The 19,236-nt window shown below is 59.2% G+C and carries 15 protein-coding genes; 5 read left to right on the top strand and 10 right to left on the bottom strand.

Features of this window, described 5'->3' with window-relative positions:
- Nucleotides 1-148: 148 nt before the first annotated feature.
- The 3 genes from RLO07_RS17540 to RLO07_RS17530 all read right to left on the bottom strand — a co-directional run bounded on the left by RLO07_RS17540 (nt 149) and on the right by RLO07_RS17530 (nt 2,563).
- Nucleotides 149-1,309, bottom strand: a complete 1,161-nt coding sequence (locus RLO07_RS17540) for an MFS transporter (RefSeq protein ID WP_462293433.1) — start codon at nt 1,307-1,309, stop codon at nt 149-151.
- Between the two features lie 82 nt (nt 1,310-1,391).
- The gene (locus RLO07_RS17535) at nt 1,392-2,075 is read right to left on the bottom strand and encodes a fumarylacetoacetate hydrolase family protein (protein WP_462293432.1); all 684 of its coding nucleotides are present in this window, start codon (nt 2,073-2,075) and stop codon (nt 1,392-1,394) included.
- Nucleotides 2,076-2,287: 212 nt separating this feature from the next.
- Nucleotides 2,288-2,563 carry a cupin domain-containing protein gene (locus tag RLO07_RS17530; RefSeq protein ID WP_462293431.1) on the bottom strand — a complete coding sequence of 92 codons (276 nt, stop codon included), beginning with the start codon at nt 2,561-2,563 and terminating at the stop codon, nt 2,288-2,290.
- Between the two features lie 345 nt (nt 2,564-2,908).
- On the opposite strand from RLO07_RS17530, the gene RLO07_RS17525 reads away from it, so the two are divergent.
- Nucleotides 2,909-4,627, top strand: a complete 1,719-nt coding sequence (locus tag RLO07_RS17525) for an AMP-binding protein (protein ID WP_462293430.1) — start codon at nt 2,909-2,911, stop codon at nt 4,625-4,627.
- A 46-nt stretch (nt 4,628-4,673) separates the two neighbouring features.
- On the opposite strand, the gene RLO07_RS17520 is transcribed toward RLO07_RS17525, so the two are convergent.
- Complete coding sequence (locus RLO07_RS17520; protein ID WP_462293429.1) at nt 4,674-6,095, bottom strand: amidase; 1,422 nt, start codon at nt 6,093-6,095, stop codon at nt 4,674-4,676.
- Between the two features lie 166 nt (nt 6,096-6,261).
- Here RLO07_RS17520 and RLO07_RS17515 point away from each other — a divergent pair, with 166 nt between their 5' ends.
- Entirely contained in the window at nt 6,262-6,927 is a 666-nt protein-coding gene (locus tag RLO07_RS17515; protein WP_462293428.1) for a TetR/AcrR family transcriptional regulator, read from the top strand.
- A gap of 48 nt (nt 6,928-6,975) precedes the next feature.
- Here RLO07_RS17515 and RLO07_RS17510 read toward each other — a convergent pair whose 3' ends face one another.
- Nucleotides 6,976-7,608, bottom strand: a complete 633-nt coding sequence (locus RLO07_RS17510) for a TetR/AcrR family transcriptional regulator (RefSeq protein ID WP_462293427.1) — start codon at nt 7,606-7,608, stop codon at nt 6,976-6,978.
- Nucleotides 7,609-7,620: 12 nt separating this feature from the next.
- Nucleotides 7,621-8,877, bottom strand: coding sequence for a pyridoxal phosphate-dependent decarboxylase family protein (locus RLO07_RS17505; RefSeq protein WP_462293426.1), 1,257 nt, complete (start codon nt 8,875-8,877; stop codon nt 7,621-7,623).
- A 411-nt stretch (nt 8,878-9,288) separates the two neighbouring features.
- Here RLO07_RS17505 and RLO07_RS17500 point away from each other — a divergent pair, with 411 nt between their 5' ends.
- Entirely contained in the window at nt 9,289-11,532 is a 2,244-nt protein-coding gene (locus RLO07_RS17500) for a TonB-dependent receptor (protein WP_462293425.1), read from the top strand.
- A 23-nt stretch (nt 11,533-11,555) separates the two neighbouring features.
- Nucleotides 11,556-12,050, top strand: a complete 495-nt coding sequence (locus RLO07_RS17495; protein ID WP_462293424.1) for a hypothetical protein — start codon at nt 11,556-11,558, stop codon at nt 12,048-12,050.
- A gap of 7 nt (nt 12,051-12,057) precedes the next feature.
- Here the strand turns inward: RLO07_RS17495 and RLO07_RS17490 are convergent, their stop codons facing one another.
- The gene (locus RLO07_RS17490) at nt 12,058-14,181 is read right to left on the bottom strand and encodes a PQQ-dependent dehydrogenase, methanol/ethanol family (protein WP_462293423.1); all 2,124 of its coding nucleotides are present in this window, start codon (nt 14,179-14,181) and stop codon (nt 12,058-12,060) included.
- 169 nt (nt 14,182-14,350) lie between these two features.
- On the opposite strand from RLO07_RS17490, the gene RLO07_RS17485 reads away from it, so the two are divergent.
- The gene (locus RLO07_RS17485; RefSeq protein WP_462293422.1) at nt 14,351-16,636 is read left to right on the top strand and encodes a TonB-dependent receptor; all 2,286 of its coding nucleotides are present in this window, start codon (nt 14,351-14,353) and stop codon (nt 16,634-16,636) included.
- Nucleotides 16,637-16,689: 53 nt separating this feature from the next.
- On the opposite strand, the gene RLO07_RS17480 is transcribed toward RLO07_RS17485, so the two are convergent.
- Genes RLO07_RS17480 through RLO07_RS17470 form a run of 3 tightly spaced genes read right to left on the bottom strand, consistent with a single transcriptional unit; the run spans nt 16,690 to nt 19,236 of the window.
- Nucleotides 16,690-17,169, bottom strand: coding sequence for an aromatic-ring-hydroxylating dioxygenase subunit beta (locus tag RLO07_RS17480; protein WP_462293421.1), 480 nt, complete (start codon nt 17,167-17,169; stop codon nt 16,690-16,692).
- A complete protein-coding gene (locus RLO07_RS17475; RefSeq protein ID WP_462293420.1) occupies nt 17,166-18,488 on the bottom strand; it encodes an aromatic ring-hydroxylating dioxygenase subunit alpha in 1,323 nt (440 codons plus the stop codon). Before RLO07_RS17475 ends, RLO07_RS17480 begins: the two co-directional genes overlap by 4 nt.
- A 13-nt stretch (nt 18,489-18,501) precedes the next feature.
- Nucleotides 18,502-19,236, bottom strand: a complete 735-nt coding sequence (locus RLO07_RS17470) for an SDR family NAD(P)-dependent oxidoreductase (protein WP_462293419.1) — start codon at nt 19,234-19,236, stop codon at nt 18,502-18,504.

Below are 19,236 nucleotides of genomic sequence, written 5' to 3'. Positions count from 1 at the left end.
GACCCCCTCGCTTTCACGACGCAGCATCTGTCGAGCGGTGGCTGGGAACCGGGCAAGCATACTTCACACGAGCCCTGACTGATCGACACCGTCGGCTCTCCTTCAAGCCAAGACTCATGACGGCACTTGTCGCAGTGCCTGCCGGAATTCACGAGTTATCGGTGCGTGAGCTATCGGTCACCTGACCGCCGAGTCCAAGCAACAACACGCCAGCGATCATCAGCGCGACGATGCTGCCCGCAAGCGCAGGGGTATAGTCGCCGAGGTAATCCACCGAGACTGCGTAGACCAACGGTGCCACACCCGCGAAGATCAGTGCGATAGCGTAGAGAACACCGAACAGGACCCCGTAGCAGTCGTGGCGAAAATAACGCGCCACCAGAAACGCCAGCAGGTCGATTTCGGCTCCGAGCACCGTGCCCAACAGGAGGGCACCCACAATCGTCCATTGCATATTTCCAAAGCCCACCAGGGCTGTGCCGATCGCCCCCACTATCATTATCGCTGCGCCCAGCCTCGATGGGTGAAAATGATCAAGTGCTGCGCCGATGACGAGGCGGGAAACAATCAGGGCAATACCGATAGTGCCGGCGATTCGGGCCGCGCTCGGCGCCTCAACACCCCGGTCCATCAGCAGCGGCACCAGGTGCACCATTGGCCCCGCGATAGCGACGACCATGAGCATGGTGGCGAAGGCTAGCATCACGAAAGGCCGCGAGAGCAGCGCCTCACGCACGATATCGCGTGACAGTTTGCCGGGGACGCTGGCAGTCGTGTGCTGGACGCCGGTAGTGGGCTGCTCGCTGCGTAGAAAGATCATGAGCGGCAACATGATTATCGATGCGCAAAAGAGCAGGCCGTAGCCTCCCTGCCATCCAAAGTCGCGCAGGGCGCGTTCCACGACGACAGGCCCCCAGATAGCAGTCAGCCCCACGCCCATCAATGCAATCCCCAGGGCGAGCCCGCGATAACGGTTGAAGTGGGAGACCACGATTCGGGTGAACACCACTGCCGACGTGCCACCGCCAACAAAGCCGGTCACAAACATCAGGCCCAGGTAAGCGCCATAGACGCCCTGGATCAATCCGAGACCAAGATAGCCAAGCGCCATGAGGCCGGCGGACATCATGGCGACGCGCCTCGGTCCGCGCCGCTCGGCAAGCCCGCCGACAAAGGGTGCTGACAGTGCGAGACCGAGTGCCATGGCGAGATTGCCGGTGGAAACAGCACTGCGGGACCACCCGAAGGCCTCGCCAAGAGCGACAATGAACAGGCCGGACGTGTAGAAAGGCAGGGCTGATATTCCCATGCCGATACATAGTGTCACCAACAGAAGCTGTGACCAGCCACGGGAAAATTCCCTACCGCCAGGCGGAGGAACAGTGGCCATGCTAGCGAATCACCGTGGATAGTGAGCCGAGGTGCTCCACGGTCAGTTGCACGGTATCACCACGCGCCAGAAAGCGCCCCAGCTCCATGCCACACCCGCTACCGACGGTGCCCGAGCCAAACAGCTCGCCAGCCACCAGTGTCTCGGATGCGGAGACAAAGACAATCATGTCCTCGAACGAGTGATACAGGGTGCGGGTATTGCCCCGCGACCATTCCTCGCCATTGACCTGCGCGGTCATCTCCAGGGCATAGATGTCTGGGATTTCATCCAGGGTGACGATGCAGGGTCCGATGACATTGGCCCCATCAAAGTCCTTGCTCCGGGACGGACCCAGGGGCGCCTGGAACTCGCAGCGCTGCCAGTCGCGCGCGGACAGATCATTGAATATGGTGAAGCCGAAGATGTGTTCTCTGGCTTGCTCTTTGGTAATACCTCGCCCTGGTTTGCCAATGATGGCGGCTATCTCCAGTTCATAGTCAATCTCGGTTGATGCATCGGGCCACGTCACTTCACAGTCAGGACCGATAACGGCATAGGTATTGACCTTGTAGTAAAGTGGCCACCGGTACCAGATGTCGGGCACCTGGCCAGCGCTTGAGGCATGAGTCTCGAAAGCACTGAAGTCGCGCATCCGTCGAGGGCGTGGCAACGGCGGCAGGATCCTCGTGCCCGCTGCTGCCATCACACACTCAGGAGGCGGATTCTCGAGCAATCTGTTGGTGTGTTCCCAAGCGGCAGGTCCGGCATCAATCAGCGTTTGCATGGACTCGTATTCCCAGGGCCGGGGTTTCGCGGTTGTTGACGCGGCAGTGGTTAGATCCAGAATCCGGGTGTGAGTCTTGTCAATAAAAGCGCCGAGGCGTTGTTCGCCATTGATTTGAAATGTAATCAGTCTCATGACGTGCGCTGTCGAAGATTCTCGATCGGCTTCGCATCGACCAGTGTGCATGCGAGTACTGCGGTTTCTTCCGTAGGGTTACTCCAGGCGTGCATGGTTCCGCGCTGGACGACTGCGTCGAGTGGTTTCAGCGCGATATCACGGTCTTCGAGATGAAGAATGGGGGAGCCCTGGACAACGACGACATAGTCGATCGTGTCGGTACGGTGCCAGATCCTGTTGTCAGTATGGAATCGGTCCTCGGAACCGGGAACACCGACACTGGCGCTCATATCCCTGACCTCCTCCTTCGTCAGGTTCGCTATGCTGCTGTCGGGGGGTACGTGAAAGATTCTGAAAAGCGTTCCGCCAGGCGGGGGGCTTAGGCTCGTTTCCCCTGAGCGAAAAAGCGCTGGTTCCGCGTTGTCGGCAGGCGCTTCCGCTGTAGACCAGAAATTGAACATCCAACCGGTGGACTGGGATACGGGAGTGTCTTTGACCACCGTGGAATTCCCTTTCCCGGAGTGTCCTGTAACGAAACAGCGATAGATCATTGTCGGATTATCCTGCGTTGGGTGTGGATGAAACATCAGCCACTCTGCTGAACCAGAGTGAATTCTGGCTGGCTTGTATTTAAAATGCAATCACGAATGATTGTAATGATTGCTGGAGCGGCCTACACTATTCGCTGCAAGAAAATGGCACCCGCGCGAAAAAAAGGAGCGATGACCATGCAGCGACGAGAAGGGGGGAAGAGGAACGGGGCTATCTGCAAGGCGAATTATGAGCCATTGACTCCCATTTCGTTTCTGCTGCGGACACAGTCGGTTTTTCCGGAGCGTGTCGCCGTAATACATGGCGAGCGATCGTTCACCTATGAGGAGTTCGGTCAGCGTGTTCGCAGACTGGCTTCGGCACTGAAGCGGAGAGGAATACAGCAAGGCGATACGGTATCCATCATCGCACCGAATATTCCCGCGCATATCGAGGCCCATTTCGCCGTACCGATGATTGGTGCAACACTCAACAGTATCAATACGCGCCTGGATCCTGCGACGGTGGCATACATTCTGAAACATGGCGAGAGCCGTCTGTTGCTGGCAGATACCGAGTACCTGAGTGTGGCCCGGGAGGCGATGGACACTACCGGAATGGGGATACCGCTTGTTGAAATAGGCGACCCTGCCTACATCGCTGAAGGGACGGAAGAGAGGGAGTACGGGCTGCTGCTGGCGGAAGGCGATCCGGGTTTCGTGCCCGGATCCATCGATGATGAAATGCAGCCAATAGCCCTGAACTACACATCGGGGACAACCGGTGAGCCCAAGGGGGTGATATACAGTCACCGTGGGGCGTATCTGAATGCTCTGGGGGGGATTCTCGCCTGGCAAATGCCAATGCATCCTGTCTACCTCTGGACCCTGCCCATGTTCCACTGCAATGGCTGGTGTTTCCCGTGGTCTGTTGTCGCCCAGGCCGGAACCCAGGTCTGTCTCCGCGGAGTGCGGGCAGATGACATTGTCGCCACGCTGGACGCTCTGCCGGTCACTCACCTCTGCGGTGCACCTGTGATACTGGGTTTGCTGACGGACCTGGTCGATGATCTGGATGCCGATGGATTGGCAGGCTTGAATATCATGACGGCGGGAGCCGCGCCTGCCCCGGCGATTATCAGGGCCATAGAAGCCGCGGGCGCAGACGTCACCCATGTCTACGGATTGACCGAAGTATACGGTCCCGCTTCGGTCTGTGTCTGGAAGCCGGAATGGAGCGCCTTGCCACCGGAGCAACAGGTGAAACTCAAGGCGCGCCAGGGCGTCGCTTACCCGACCATGGAGACGATGGACGTCCTGGATCCTGTATCGATGACGCCGGTCCCGGCAAATGGAGAGACGATAGGGGAGGTGATGTTTCGCGGCAATACCGTAATGGCGGAGTATTTCAACAATGCCGCAGCAACGGAGGAGGCGTTTCAGGGAGGGTGGTTTCGCAGTGGCGATCTGGCGGTAAAGCACCCCGATGGCTATGTCGAGATCAAGGACAGGTTGAAAGACATCATCATTTCCGGCGGGGAAAACATCTCTTCTGTCGAGGTCGAGGCGGCCCTCCACGAACACGCTGACGTTCAGTCCGTTGCGGTAGTCGTCAGGCCGGATGAAAAGTGGGGTGAGACGCCCTGCGCCTTTGTTCAGCTCAGGCCCGGTGCGACTGTGAGCGAGGCCGAGCTGATAGACTTCTGCCGTGATCGACTCGCATCCTTCAAGTTGCCCAGATCCGTGATCTTTGGCGAAGTACCCACTACATCAACGGGCAAGGTGCAAAAATACATTCTGCGGGAGAGGGCCAGCTCATTGTGATGCGGGTGTCACAATGGCTGGTTGAGTTCGGGATACCCGCAAGTCGCTATACCAGATTGGGCCAGGGCCACTCCCGTTCAATCTGCGCGGCAAGCTGAAACAGGAGGTTTTCCTGGCCCATGTCGGCAATGAAGTGGGCGCCGAGAGGGAGTCCTCGCGCAGACAGCCCCATCGGTACGGACATTGCGGGTTGGCCGGTCACATTGCACAGTGCGGGAATTGGATAGTGCCTAAAGATGTGGTTCTTCCATTCTTCCCCACTTTTCCAGGCGCGGTTCTGGTCAAGTTCCCCCACGACCGGCGCGTCGGCTATGCCAACCGGTGACAGCACGATATCCGCTTCCTGAAATACCGCCCCAACCCCACGGATAACGCTATTCAGCGCATCCATGGCGCGCATGATATCAGCGGCGGTCTGGCGTTTGCCATGTTCATAGAAGCGCAGCGTGCCGATTTCCAGGGTGGAATCATCGATTGGGCGCTGCAATCCTGCCGCCAGGCTGTCTATGGCATGCATGGCCCCGGTCCCGGCAAGGTTGAGGAACAGGTCTCCCCCGATACGGTGATCGACAGGCACTGGCGCCTCCTGTACTGCATGGCCGAGTGATCTGAGCCGCTCGGCGAGGTCATGAAGCGATGTCATGTATTCGTCATTGGCGGGCGAAGAGCCGTCGGCCATGGTGCTCCAGAACCGGATTCTCAGTGACCTCGGGGAGGATAGGGTTGCTTGCAGCGCACTTGTTGCTACCGGTGGCAGCACGAACCGGTCACCTGGTTCGCGACCTCTGAAAAGATCGAAAGCTGCTGCGCTATCCCGTACTGTTCTCGAGACTACCAGCTGGGACGCCATGCCAAAGAAGGCTTCATCGGCATCTGGGGCCGAAGATATCATGCCCCTTGAAGGTTTGAGTCCGAATACGCCACAGCAGTGCGCCGGTATGCGAATCGAGCCACCACCGTCGTTGGCATGTGCCACCGGCACGATGCCCGCCGCTACCGCGGCAGCGGCGCCACCACTGGAGCCACCTGCACTGTGGTCTGTATTCCACGGGTTCCGAGTGATGCCGCCGTGGATGGGTTCCGTGGTACCGTTGCAGCCAAACTCCGGAGTGTTGCTGCGGCCAAGGGTCACCAGGCCGGCGTCCTTGATGCGGCGGGCGAGGGCGGTGTCGTGGTCAGGGACAAAACCTTTTCCCAGGCGGCTCCCGAACTCGCAGGGTACGCCCGCGAATGAAAGAGCTATATCCTTGATCAGAAATGGTACTCCAGAAAGGGGTGACTTCGATTTTGTCGATAGCGCACGCTCCGTTTCGTTCGGTGTGCCTCCAATCACGGCATTGATACTGTCGTTTTCGGATTCCAGTGCAGCAAACGCCAGGTCGGCGACTGATTCTGCACTGACAGCGCCTGTCGCTATCAGCTGTGCCAATGCGATACCATCCTGTTGCCTGTATTCGTCGAGTTTCACGTTGGCTCCTGAGATTAACGGCTGTCCATGGGGTATTTTCGATGTATGCTTTGTCCGGCCTTGGTGAAAGAGGTGTCCAACCGGAGGGTAAATAGGAGTGTAACCGATTGCCCCATAAAATCAATCACAAATGAATGTATATGATATCCAGTGACCAGGAGGAGCTATGACTGCCAGGCCGCGGCTGCGGGAAACCAAGCAAGCACGGAGTTCAGCGACGCGTGCGCGGTTGCTTGAAGCGGCGATCGCCACGCTGTGCAAGCGCGGTTACGCCGATACCACAACAACGACCATCGCCGAGGACGCGGGGGTTACCCGGGGAGCCCTGCAGTACCACTTCGCCTCGCGGGAGGCGATGCTGGAGGCGGCACTGGACTATCTCGCCGAGAAGCGCAACAAGGAGTTGCTGGATGCGCTGGCTGCGGAACCGGGGCCTGCTACCAGCAGTGAGTTTCTGGATTTGATGTGGAACGTCTTTTCGACGGATCTGTTTCCCGCAACGCTGGAGTTTTTCATGGGGACCAAGCGCGATCCGGGTTTTACGGATCATCTGCATCAGATCGACCAGCGTCATTCCGAGGGCATTCGCAAGGCGTTCAGCAGCTTCTTCGGCCCATCCCTGTTCAAGGGCAAGGACGGTGTGTTGCTGGTACAGGGGACACTGAATCTGATACGGGGAACTGCCCTGATGCGCTACATTGCTGAGGATACGGGAGCGTCTTTTTTCCTGGGCAAGGATGGCGGCAGGCAGCAGTGGATCTACTGGCGCGACAGTATTGCAGCGCGTTTTGACGAGTACAGGTCGAGCAGCGAGAAAACCAGGTCGAAATGAGTGGCGGTCACAGGTCGGCTTCGCAGCCTTCTGTCTGCAGCGAGATCATTAGCCTGGCTTCATCAACGCAACGAACAGGCGTAGCTGCCTGTCCATGCATTCACTCATGTCCTCGAACTGGACTTCATCATTGGTTACATACTCTATGTAGTGCTGATTGAACACTGAAAACAGGATCACCGCCGCATCCGACATGGCAATTTCGGCTCGCAAAAGATTGCGCTGCTGGTAATCCTCCAGCAGGGCGGCGAGTTGTCGCTTGACTTCCGCTTCAGCCTTTATCGTGAGCTCATCCAGTACCGGCTCCGCCGTCAATCCGGGCCCGATGACTGCCGTGAGCAGCCGGCGGCTGTGCCAGTCGTCCTGGAAGTGGCGATAGATCCGTATCAGTTCCAGCACGCCATCCGCGGGGTCTGCAGGCGGCGCCGACAGCAGTTCGTCGCCCTGGTCGTAGAGTGCCTGGAACTCCGGTCGCAGAATATCCGCCAGCAACTTTCCCTTGCTGCCAAAGTAGTTGTAGACCGTGGCGACGCCGACCTCTGCGGCTTCCGCAATGGCTTCCATGCTTGTGTTCTGGTACCCGAGTGCTTCGAAAAGCTGCCGGGCCGCGCTGATGATCGCAGCCCGGCGCTTTTCTTTCTGGCGCCCGCGTAGTCCAGTTACAGTGGCGCTTTTCTTCATTTACTTTACCTTTCAGCCATACCGTATCTCGCCCTTGGCGGCACTGTCACCGGCGGCAATTGCTGCCTCCGTGGCGGCCTTAAGATCCGCCAGGAAGAGGTCTACATCGGCGTCACTGAGCGAGGGATCCGCGCATATTGTAATGGCTTCAGGGTTCACCAGTCCAAGTGCTGCCCAGCCCCTGTCGGTCAAGCCCTGATAGACAGAGGAAGTGGCAGCTTTCTCGGAGTGGAAATGCAGGGGCATCACGTCCACCTCCCACATTTTCAAGCCTTCGATGACATTGATGCCACGGGTAAAGCGATCTTTTATTTCCAGCAGGCGCCGGGTCAGGCGCAGATAGCCTTCCTCACCCAGGTAGTTCATTACTGCCCAGGCCGAGAAGATGGAGCCTGCCGAACGCGAGCCGGACAGCCCTGCCATCTTGTAGGGGCCGAGGTAGGGGTCATCAATACTGACGTAGTGATACTGCTGCAGTTCCTCACTGCGCCAGTAGATGGTGGACGCGGGTTTCATGCTGTAGCCGAATTTATGCAGGTCGCCGGATATGGACATGACGCCCGGTACCCGGAAATCCCATGGCTTCAGTTTGTGTCCCAGCTTTTCCAGGAACGGGGAGATATAGGTGCCGATGCAGCCATCTACATGCATCCAGACTCCGGCATCCGTAGCGACTGCAGCGATCTCCTCGATGGGGTCGATTCGGGCAAATGCCCATGAAGGCGCGGACGCGGCCACCATGACGGTATCCTCGTTGATTGCCGCCGCAATGTTTTCCGCCACTCCAAGGCCATTTGCATCCAGCTCCGTGACGATGACGTCCATGTCGAGGTAGCGCGCACCTTTCATGAACGACGGGTGAATCGTGTGCGGCGCCACGATGTTGGGCCGTTTTGCGCCAGGGCGGTGTACCTTGCCCCAATTGCGGGCCGCATGTATCGCGGAAAAGTTGCTCTCTGTCCCGCCACTGGTGAAATTCCCCGTTGAGGTTTCATCCGGGTGCAACAGGCTGACCCCCATCGCGATCACCTGCTGTTCTATGGTCTTCATATACGGTGCGTACAGGGAAAAGAACCCGTTATCCGACATGAATTGGGTGAAGGCGTATTTTGCGACCTCCTGCACATCCTTTGGGCCCCTGAATGCGCGGGTGAAGGACGCATGGGGTTCCGGCATGACAAGGGGGTCGAGCGTCTGCTTGATGGTGTCAAAGGACATGCCTTCTTGGGGCAGGGGATGGACAACGCGATCGCTGGTTGTGTCTTCCATGGGTTTCTCCGCTATGGCTGCTGGTTAAAGTAGAGCTGTCCACCGCATGGTGGGCATTGACGGGTTGCGGCGTGGAGGCCTGACTCCAGGTGCGCGACCTGAAATATAGATAAACACATCAAACTATAAAAAACAAAGAAAATGTAATAGACAATAAAACAATAGACGGAATCTCTTGGGTATATTATATTGGCTGTCGTCAATGGCGGTTCTGGTCTCTGTACGAGCGTTTGCAGAGGTAGTTGCGATCGTGAATAGCCGCGTCGGAATGGTCGTCAGGGGCAGGAGCGCGGAGGTTCCCGGATATGAAATACAGGATGTTCACCAGCAAAATAAAACCATTTACGAATGAATGTTTATGTGGCAATCTTTGCCGATAATCAGATTCACCTATGAAGGAGGGGCAACCTCATGCTTGAGAAAAAATTCGGCCACCAACCGGCAGCTCACCGATTCATGCACACGGCTTTGGCGGCTGGGCTGTTGCTCGCGACACAGTCAGTTCAGGCCACCGTATTGGAAGAGGTGATAGTGACTGCAGAAAAGAGAGCCCGCTCCGTGCAGGACATTCCGCTGTCGATAAAGGCCTTCAGCGGAGATGACCTGCAGCAGTTCGGCATGATTCAGCCCAAGGACCTGGGGGCCCAGGTGCCGGGGCTTTTCACCAAGACCACGCTGGGTGACAGCGCGCCGACCTTTACGGTGCGCGGCATTGGTTTGAACGATTTTGTCAGCAACAACAACTCGCCTACCAGTCTTTATATCGACGAGGTCTACCAGCCCTTCCATCCCATGGCGGGCTTTGCGCTATTCGACGTTGAGCGGGTGGAAGTGCTGAAGGGGCCGCAGGGCACACTCTATGGACGCAACAACACCGGTGGCGCGATCAAGTTTATTACGCGCAAGCCTTCCGCAGAGTCAGAAGGGCAGGTACGGCTGGACTACGGCCGTTTCGATACCCTGGAAGGCGAGTTTGCCGCGGGTGGCGCCCTCTCTGACTCGGTCAATGCCCGCGCCGCGCTGTATACGCGCCAGGGCGGCTCCTGGCAGAAGGATCGCTTTACCGGGGAAGACCTGGGGGATGCAGATCGCATCGCCGCACGGGTAATGCTGCACTGGCAAGCGTCCGATGCGCTGGATGTCCTGTTTGAGGTGCATGGTGGCCGCGACGACGGCACCAACATGCAGGTCAAACTGGTCAACTCCCAGGATCCCGCCGATCCCTTTTCCCTGTGTCCTGCCGCGGTAGCCGGCAGCTACGTGTTTGATGGCAGCTGCACCGATCTCATTGGTTTTGTCGAGCCGGACAGGAACCCTAGAACGGTCGGGGGCAGCAACGCCGCCTTCCCGGAGGGACCAAACAACGACAGCTGGGGATGGGGTGGCTCCATGACCCTGAACTGGGACATGAGCAGGATGACACTGACGTCTGCGACCGGCTACGACCGTTACGAGCGCAGCGAAGGTATTGATGCCGACGGCCAGCCCGGTGCGCTGGCGGACGGTCGCTACGATGACTCGATGTATGCCTTTTCCCAGGAGCTGCGGTTGACGTCCGACGACAGCTGGTCGTTCGACTGGATTGCCGGACTCTATTATTCCTATGACAATATCGACCTGCTGCAGCGCCTGGGCAGCAGTGATTTCTTGCCCATTCTCACCGGCATTCCGGCGCCGATTCAGGCCTGGCAGGATTACGAGCAGGATACCCGCTCCGTCGCGGGCTTCCTGCACTTTGAAGTTCCTCTGGCGGAGCGCTGGAGCTTGACTGGTGGGCTGCGCGCAACCCATGAAAAGCGCGAGTTCGAGGGCGGGAGCACATTTGTGACCGGGCTGCTCGGAAACCTGCCCCTGGCTTTCACTGATGACGATATCAGTACCGACGACCTTTCCGGCAAGATTGGCTTGAACTTCGAGCCATCCGCGGATGTGTTGCTGTATGCCCATCTCAGCAAGGGCTTCAAGAGTGGCGGTTTCAATGCGTCATTCGCAGGTTCGATAGATGACTTGCAGCCATTCGACAAGGAAGAACTCTGGGCACTTGAAGCCGGCTGGAAAGCGTCGCTGCTGGACGGCCGCATGACGCTCAACGGCGCGGCCTACTATTACGACTGGCGGGACTTCCAGGCGCAGATATTCGTGCTCAACGATATCGGTACGCCCAACCAGGTGTTGACGAATGCTGGTGATGCCGAGGTGTTCGGCTTTGAAGCAGACATGACCTGGAGAGTATCCTCCAGTCTGGATCTCAATCTCGCCGCCAACTGGATCGATGCCGAGGTCGACTCGGGGCAGCTCAAGGGGCAGAAGCTGGCCAATACGCCAGAACGTTCCCTGAGTGGCTTCGCGCGCTACACAACCGGCCTGGGGGACAGTGGCATGAACGGCTTTGCCCAGCTTGATTTCAGCTACCGCAGCGAAGTGAACTATCGCCTCAATCAGGAAACCGGGCACAGTACTGGCGATGGTTACTGGCTTGCCAATGCCAGGGCCGGTGTCTCGACGGCGGATGAGAAAGTCAATGTAGCCTTCTGGGTACGCAACCTGACCGATGAGGAGTACTTGGTCGATGCCTTCGAGCAACTGCCGATCAATATCCTCAATGTATGGGGAGCGCCGCGGACCTACGGGGTCAGCGTGGGTTACAACTGGTGATGTCGCTATGGTCCTGTAGCCGGATGCGTGCCTGCATCCGGGTGTTGGCGGTGGCAGCCTTGCTGTCACCGCCTTTTTTCATTCTCGGCGCGTCAGTGGCGGCGACAGCGGACGATGAGCAGCTGTTGGCGCAATCCTACGGGAAATGGGCAATTGCCAAGGTTGAACGCAGAGGGGGCACGCCGTTACATCTCGACACCAGGCTTGTAAAGGGTGGCATGTACCTAATGGAGGGGCAGCGGATCTTCGTTGCGATCGGATATGCGCTGGCGGCGTTCGACGATCCAGAACTCGAGGCCGTGGCACGGCTGCTGCCAGAGCATGCCGTTGGTTACGGTACCTATTCGATTGCGGAAGGAGTCTTTGCCTACACCGCGGATGAGAATGCCGGCCCTCCCTACGAGAAAGGGGAGGTGTACCGCCGCAACATTCACTTTCCCGACGCCGCGACCATGGAGCTTTCCGTGGACCTGCCCGAGGGTCAGCTCTGGGTGCTGACCTGGCGACGGTTGAACTGAGCCACGTCTATTCATCCCGGCTTGCGTTGGCCAGGGACACGATATACGCCTGTACTGCATCACTGTCAGCTTCGCTGAGTTCATCGGCAAAACTCGACATGCCTGCATTCTCGAGCAGGCCTCCCAGCACGATATCCTGAAACAGCGCGTGTTTCTCTTTGGTCATCAGCCGCAGATCGGGCAGCATCGGCGTGCTGCCATACATGCCATGGCAGCCCCCGCAATTGTAGACATACAGCAAGCGTCCACGCTCCAGGGTTTCCGGGGCTGTAGTCAGTTCTGGCTGTGGCGGTACCGGACCCCGCGGTGCGACGGGGGGAGGGAGTGGCACCGGCGCCCCATCCAGTTCGAATACCAGCAGGCGGCCCGCATTCTCGAAGTCCAGCAGTGCCTCGTCGCCTCCCAGGGTATTAAAGGCGGGGCCACCCCAGCCGGCCATGACGGCAACGTGCTGCTGGCCATCGACAGCGTAGCTGATCGGGGGCGCTATCATGCCTGTGCCAATGGGCAGTTCCAGCAGGACTTCTCCGCTTTCGTCGTGCAGTGCGTAGAGGTGGCCCGTGGCGGTACCGTGAAAAACCACGCCTCCTGCGGTCGCGAGAGCGCCCCCGTTCCAGATGTTGGCAGTCTCCTTCTGCCAAACCAGTTTCTGTGCCACCGGATCCCAGGCCTTCAGGTAGCCCCGTGTGGGAGGGATGTCCTGACCCTCGGCCAGCTCCTCGAGATTATCTACCCCAAACTCAAACCACTTGTCGCCAGCCTCGTTATGTACCCAGCCTGCATCCCGGGCTGGTATGTACACGAGCCCGGTGGCGGGGCTGTAGGACATCGGCTGCCAATTGTGGCCGCCGGCGGCCGAGGGGAAGACATATCGGGCCTGTTCACTGTAATCCGCAAGACCGGTGAGAGCGGGGCGACCCGATTCGATGTCGACATGACTGGCCCAGTTGGCAAAGACATATTTTTCGGCCGAGATCAGCTCGCCAGTAGCACGATCCAGAACATAGAAAAAGCCGTTCTTGGGTGCCTGCATCAGTACTTTGCGCTGCCGGCCATCAATTTCCAGGTCGGCCAGAATCATGTGCTGGGTGGCTGTGTAGTCCCAGGAGTCACCGGGCGTGGTCTGGTAGTGCCAGACCAGACGCCCGCTATCCGGTCGCAGTGCGAGTATTGAGGCGAGGTACAGATTATCGCCACCGCCGGGGCTGCGGGCGTAGTGCGACCAGGGCCCGCCGTTGCCGGTACCGACATAGAGCAAGTCGAGCTCCGGATCGTAGGCCATGGAGTCCCATGCTGTCCCGCCACCGCCCTGCCAGTTGCTGTCGGGTGACCAGGTGGCCGCTGCCTGTTCCAGCTCCGGGTGTTCAAAGGGTCCGTCGGCACTGCCGGGTACGGTAAAGAAGCGCCAGTCCAGTTTACCGCTGTCGGCGTCATAGGCACTGATGTAACCGCGGACCGCAAATTCCGCGCCACCATTGCCGATGATGACCCTGTCCTTGACGATACGTGGTGCACCGGTGATGGAGTAGAACTTGCCGCGGTCAATCAGCGTGTCCACGCGCCAGAGTTGTTCGCCATCTGCCGCATTGAGTGCGACCAGGTAGCCGTCCAGGGTGCCGACAAACACCTTGCCCTGCCACACGGCGACGCCGCGATTGACGACGTCACAGCACAGTTTCTTGCCCCAGGCACGATCCACTCCGGGGTCGTGCTCCCATAACAATTTACCGGAGCGCGCATCCAGTGCGCGCACCCGGGACCAGGTGCTGGTGGTATAGATGATGCCATCGACAACGATGGGCGTGGCTTCCAGACCGCGACGGGAATCCATCGGCGCTTCCCAGGCGAGCCCGAGACGAGACACATTGTCGCGGTTGATTTGGGCCAGTGGAGAATAGCGCTGCTCGTCGTAGGTGCGGCCGTGAGCGAGCCAGTTCCCGGGTTCGCTGTCCGCGTTGATGACCCTGGCACCGTCTACCTGTGCGATTGCTGCCACGGAATGGCTGTCTGCAATGTCCTGGACCGGCTCGTTGTCGCAGGCTGCCAGTCCTGCCAGGGCGAGTATCCCTAGCCAGCGCAAATGCGTGAAGACAGTACCGTTGCATCGGGTCCAGCCAGTTGTTCTATGCATTTTTTACATTTCTCCCGCCCCGGTTTCGGTCGACAGCTGAACGTTTTTGTGATTTTCTGACCTCGGTGCTTGAAGCTTAAAGTGTTTATACAGCAAACACCATACGAAGAAATCAGATAACTTGAGGCTGGCATTGTTGGTGCCGGGTTTGGCTTACAGGGGAGGCTATATGAGTAATGGACCGATCAAGAGCAGGCGCATTGTCCAGGCGGTTGCACTCGCGACGCTGGCGCTGACGGGCCATGCCCAGGCGCAGGAGTTCAAGGGTCTGGAGGAGGTGGTGGTCACCGCGTCCAAGCGCACACAGACGTTGCAGGAAACCGGTATGTCGATTACCGCCCTGACCGATGTCGAGCTGGAGCGCATGGGAGCGACATCTTTCCTGGATTTCGCGGTGCGGGTACCCAACCTGGCTATTGCCTTTGAAGCGGATGGGCGATTCGACTCCAACTCCCCTGCAATTCGGGGCATCTTCGGACAGGATACCACCGGCTTTTATATCGACGACACCCTGGTCAACGCCTCGGTGCTGCCCAAGGTGCTGGATGTAGAGCGGGTGGAGGTCCTGCGCGGGCCACAGGGCTCCCTCTATGGAGCGCGCTCCATGGGCGGCACCATCCGCATGATTACCAAACAGCCGGATCTGCAGGAAGTCTATGGCAATTTCCACAGCAGTTTGTCGTCGGTCAAGGAGGGTGACCTCAACCATGTTGTGGATGGCGCCATCAATATTCCGGTGATTCCCGATGTCTTTGCGCTGCGGCTGGCGGCCTACGCCGGCGCCAATTCCGGAGTTTTCGATCGGGAATACCAGCCGACCTGGATCGAGGCGGGTACGGGTGCCGTGCGCCAGAATCCGGGCCCTGCCTTTGCGACACGGGAAGATGTGGATGACGAGGACTACTGGGGCGTGCAGCTGGTGGGCAAGTGGATGCTGACCGAGCGTTTGTCCTTCATTCCCAAATTCCTCTACCAGGAAATTGATGCGGACGGCCTGCCGCTGGCGGACATCGATCCCGACAACACCACCGAGCTGCGTTTCTACGATGTACCGGAGAATGGCTCCGACGAATGGTACATTGCCAGCGGTACCATCAACTGGGAGCTGGATGCGGGTACCATCGTGTCAACGACCTCACTCTTTGACCGGACCACGGATGAAAATGAGGAGCAGGGCTCCTTCATTCACTGGCTCTTCAATAACGTGATAGAGATTCCCATTGATCCGCTGTTCGGGCAGATCAACACCCAATCTGAATACGAATTTGTCGCCCATGAAACCCGTTTTACCAGTGAATTTGACGGCCCCTGGCAGTTCTCCGGCGGCATTTTCTACCAGGATACAGAATACCGGCGCATTTATCCGCCGGCGCTTATTCCGGGCATCAACAGCGCGGTAAACGACTTCGTCGGTGCTCCCATTGATATCGTGCCCGGCGACCTGATTTTCGAAACACTGGAGGTGTTCGAGACCCGGGAGTGGGCGGTATTCGGTGAGTTGACCTACAGCGTCAACGAGCGCCTTTCACTCACGGCCGGTGGTCGTTTCTATGATACGGAAACAGAGTTCATTGCCACGTCCGATGGCTTCGCCAACGATGGCTTCAGCCAGGAAAGTGGCGAGCAGGACGAATCCGGCTTCAACCCCAAGGTGCTGGTGGAGTATGACGTCAACGACGCTGTGAATCTGTACGCCAGCGGCGCGAAAGGTTTCCGTATCGGGGGCGTTAACGGCAATTTGCCATTGGGCCTCTGTGGCGACGAGTTGGCGGACCTGAACATTGACCCCTCTGCGACCCCGACTTTCGACTCCGACGAATTGTGGAGCTACGAGCTCGGGTTCAAGTCAACCTTTGCCGACAATCGTATTTCGGTGAACGCTGCCGCCTACTTCATTGACTGGACCGACATCCAGCAGCTCAATCGCCTGGCCTGTGGCTTCCAGTTTACGGCCAACGCCGGTGAGGCGGAGAGCCAGGGTTTTGAGGTCGAGGTTACTGCGGCACCGATGGAGGGTCTGACCTTGAGTCTGGGTGTCGGCTACACCGACGCCGAGATCACCGATGACGGCGGTGTCCCGGGTGTGCGGGTTGGCGACAAGATCCAGGGCATTCCCGAATGGACGGCAACAGCCTCGGCGCAGTACATATTCAGCCTGGGCGGTGGCTGGGACGGCCTGCTGCGGGCCGATGGCAACTATTACGGGGAGAGCTTCAGTGCCAACAACGCCACGTCGCTGGCGGATGCCCGCGTGCGGGACTCGTGGCAGCAGTTGAATCTGCGGGCCGGGGTGATGAATGACGACTGGGAGCTGACGCTGTTCGCGACCAATGTCAATGACGAGCGGGCCAATCTGGCGGACAACCGTTCCATCGCGGCGGAAACTCCCGGACGCCAGCGCCTGGTGACAACCCGGCCGCGAACGGTAGGCCTGGAAGCCCGCTACAGGTTCTGAGTACTGGCCATAATGACCGAGAGCGCGGACGGAGTGGCTCCGTCCGCGTCTGTTTACAGGTAGATAACCATCGACTGCTGGGCGGCTTCCGGGTTGATCAGGTCCACCCGCTTGCGGCGAATGCGATAATCATCACCCTCGGCCAGCAAATGGTGCTCGCAGGTGCCCGCATAAATGCGCTGTTCCTCGCGATACCAGACAATGACGTGAAAACTGGAGGTCACCACCAGCTCCCCGGCGTCGGTCTGGCCCTGCACCTGGATATTGCCCAGCAGGTGTGAGCAGCGAACCGGCCACTCCTTCGAGGCGGAGCGGGGGTGGACAAAGTTGCGCCGCCGGATCTCCATCATCACCCGGTCATCGTAGATGTGCGAGATATGGTTCACGGGATCGGATTGTCCCTCTGTGCCCGGCATCCAGTAGCTGCCGTCCTCGGTAAACAGCTCCATCCACCGGTCCAGGTCGGGCCGGTCCAGCAGGGACGCCTCGCGGTAGAGAAAACCTTCGATAGCCTTGATGTCTGCGTTGCTCACTGGAATACCTCCCCGGTCATGTACTCGCTCCAGGCCTTGTACTGGGTGCGCATGTCGAGGTCGCTGGTGCCGCCACCGATGACGCGATCCTCCAGTTGCTGGTCTCTCCCGTATTGGCGGTGGAACTCGACCCACTCACTGGCGTTGGACTCCAGCCCCTCCTGCGCCCGCCGGTAGACCTCCTGGTCGTCGGGGCCAACCATGCCGAAGGAGGAATTGATCAGGCGGGAATAGAGCAGGGTGCGCTGCAGCATCTCGTCTGGCGCGCCCTTGAGGCGGAAGGACCAGGTCTCGACCACGAAGCGATCCACTGCAATGGGGCGGACGACGCGGATATTCTGTACCGCGCTCTTGATCGTCAGCGAGGGGTAGTACAGGGTATTGTGGGTGTTGAAGGAATAGATCTCGCGCGTCCGTTCTTCGCCGTAGGCCTTGATCATGGCCTCGTGATAGGCGGGCAGCACGGTGTAGTCGGCGTGAATACTGGTCTTGCCGCCGTCGTAGTGATGGCCGTAGCGGAACCCGGTGATACCCGAATCCTCGAACTTTTCGTAGGAGGAACCAAACGGCGGAATGATTTCCGCCTCGCTGCGCTGCTTGACCGCCGATGCCGGCAGGGTGGCGATGTAGTCTTCCGCCGCCTGCACCACGGACTGGTGGACGACCATCGGGTGCATGGTGTCGTTCAGGTTTTCCAGAATGAATTTCCAGTTGCACTGGTGTTCATAGCGCAAGACGCCCCCGGCCACTTCCACTTCACCCTCCGGGGCGCGGTCGCAGAGGTTGTCCAGGCAGTCGACGGCGCCCCCGAGCCAGGTCTTCAGGTCCGGCGCGGCGCTGGACAGGGTGGCGAAGACAAAGCCCCGGTAGCTTTCTACCTGGGCCACGGACTGCATGCTGTAGCAGGGATCGCTGCTGTCGAAGCCGGTACCGTCGTAGCCGCTCTCGTTGGGGATCTTCAGCAGGCCGCCGTCGTGGCGGAAGGTCCAGCCGTGGTAGGGGCAGCGGAAGGCACCGCGGACGTTGCCTTGGCGGCTCTCCACCAGCTTGGCGCCCTTGTGGCCGCAGCGGTTGTGCAGCACATGCACGCTGCCAGCCTTGTCGCGCACCATGACCACCGGGATCTTGTGGTTGATGTTGGTGGTGAAGAAGTCACCGGGGTTGGGAACCTGGGATTCATGGCCGATGAAGATCCAGGCCTGGCCCCAGATCCGCTCCATCTCCAGTTCGAAAACGTCCGGGTCCAGGTACAGGCGCTTGTGCAGCCGGGTTGGCTGCACCAGGCCGGCGAGTTCTTCCTTGCTCAAAACTTTCGTCATGATATGCCTCCGTTTACAGGGACAGTGAGCCCAGGCTGGCGCCGCCGCAGACCATCAGGGTCTGCCCGGTCACGAAACCGTTGTCCGGATCATTGAAAAAGCTGACAGCCCGGGCGACATCCGCTGGCAGGCCCAAACGCCGGACCGGAATGCTGCGGGCCATGCTGTCCAGTTTCGGGCTGTCTTCGGGAATGACCTCGTGGAACATCTCGGTGGCGCTGATGGGGCCGGGCGCCACCGTGTTGACGGTGATGCCGTATTCCCCCAGCTCCAGGGCCCAGGTGCGCGCCATGCCCATCATCCCGGATTTGGTGGCGGAATAGCTGGTGCGGGTCTGCAGGCCGAGGGCGGCGCGCGAGGTAATGAGGATGATGCGGCCAAAGTGCCGGGCCTGCATGCCGGGCAGGAACGCCTGGCTCAGGGTGATGGCCGCGCCAATATGCACCTGGGACAGGTAGTCGTAGTCCTCGAGTTTGACCTCGGGCAGCAGGTTGGGGCGGATCAGGCCGGCGTTGTGTACCAGGCTGGTGACCTCGTGCTCCCGTGCCACCTGTTGTGCGATCGCTGCCGTGGCGGCGCGATCACTGAGATCCAGTTCGATATTGCGCAGGCGGGCGTGATCCAGTTCCAGCGGCCGCCTGGCCAGGTTGATCACCTCGTGGCCGGCGTCGAGAAACGCGCGGCAGATGGCGGCGCCAATACCGGTGCTGCCACCGGTGACGACTATGGTTTTGTGCGCAGCTTGCAT

It is taken from the genome of Haliea sp., assembly GCF_040221975.1.
Classification (GTDB): domain Bacteria; phylum Pseudomonadota; class Gammaproteobacteria; order Pseudomonadales; family Halieaceae; genus Haliea.
This window is presented reverse-complemented; position numbering and strand designations above follow the sequence as displayed.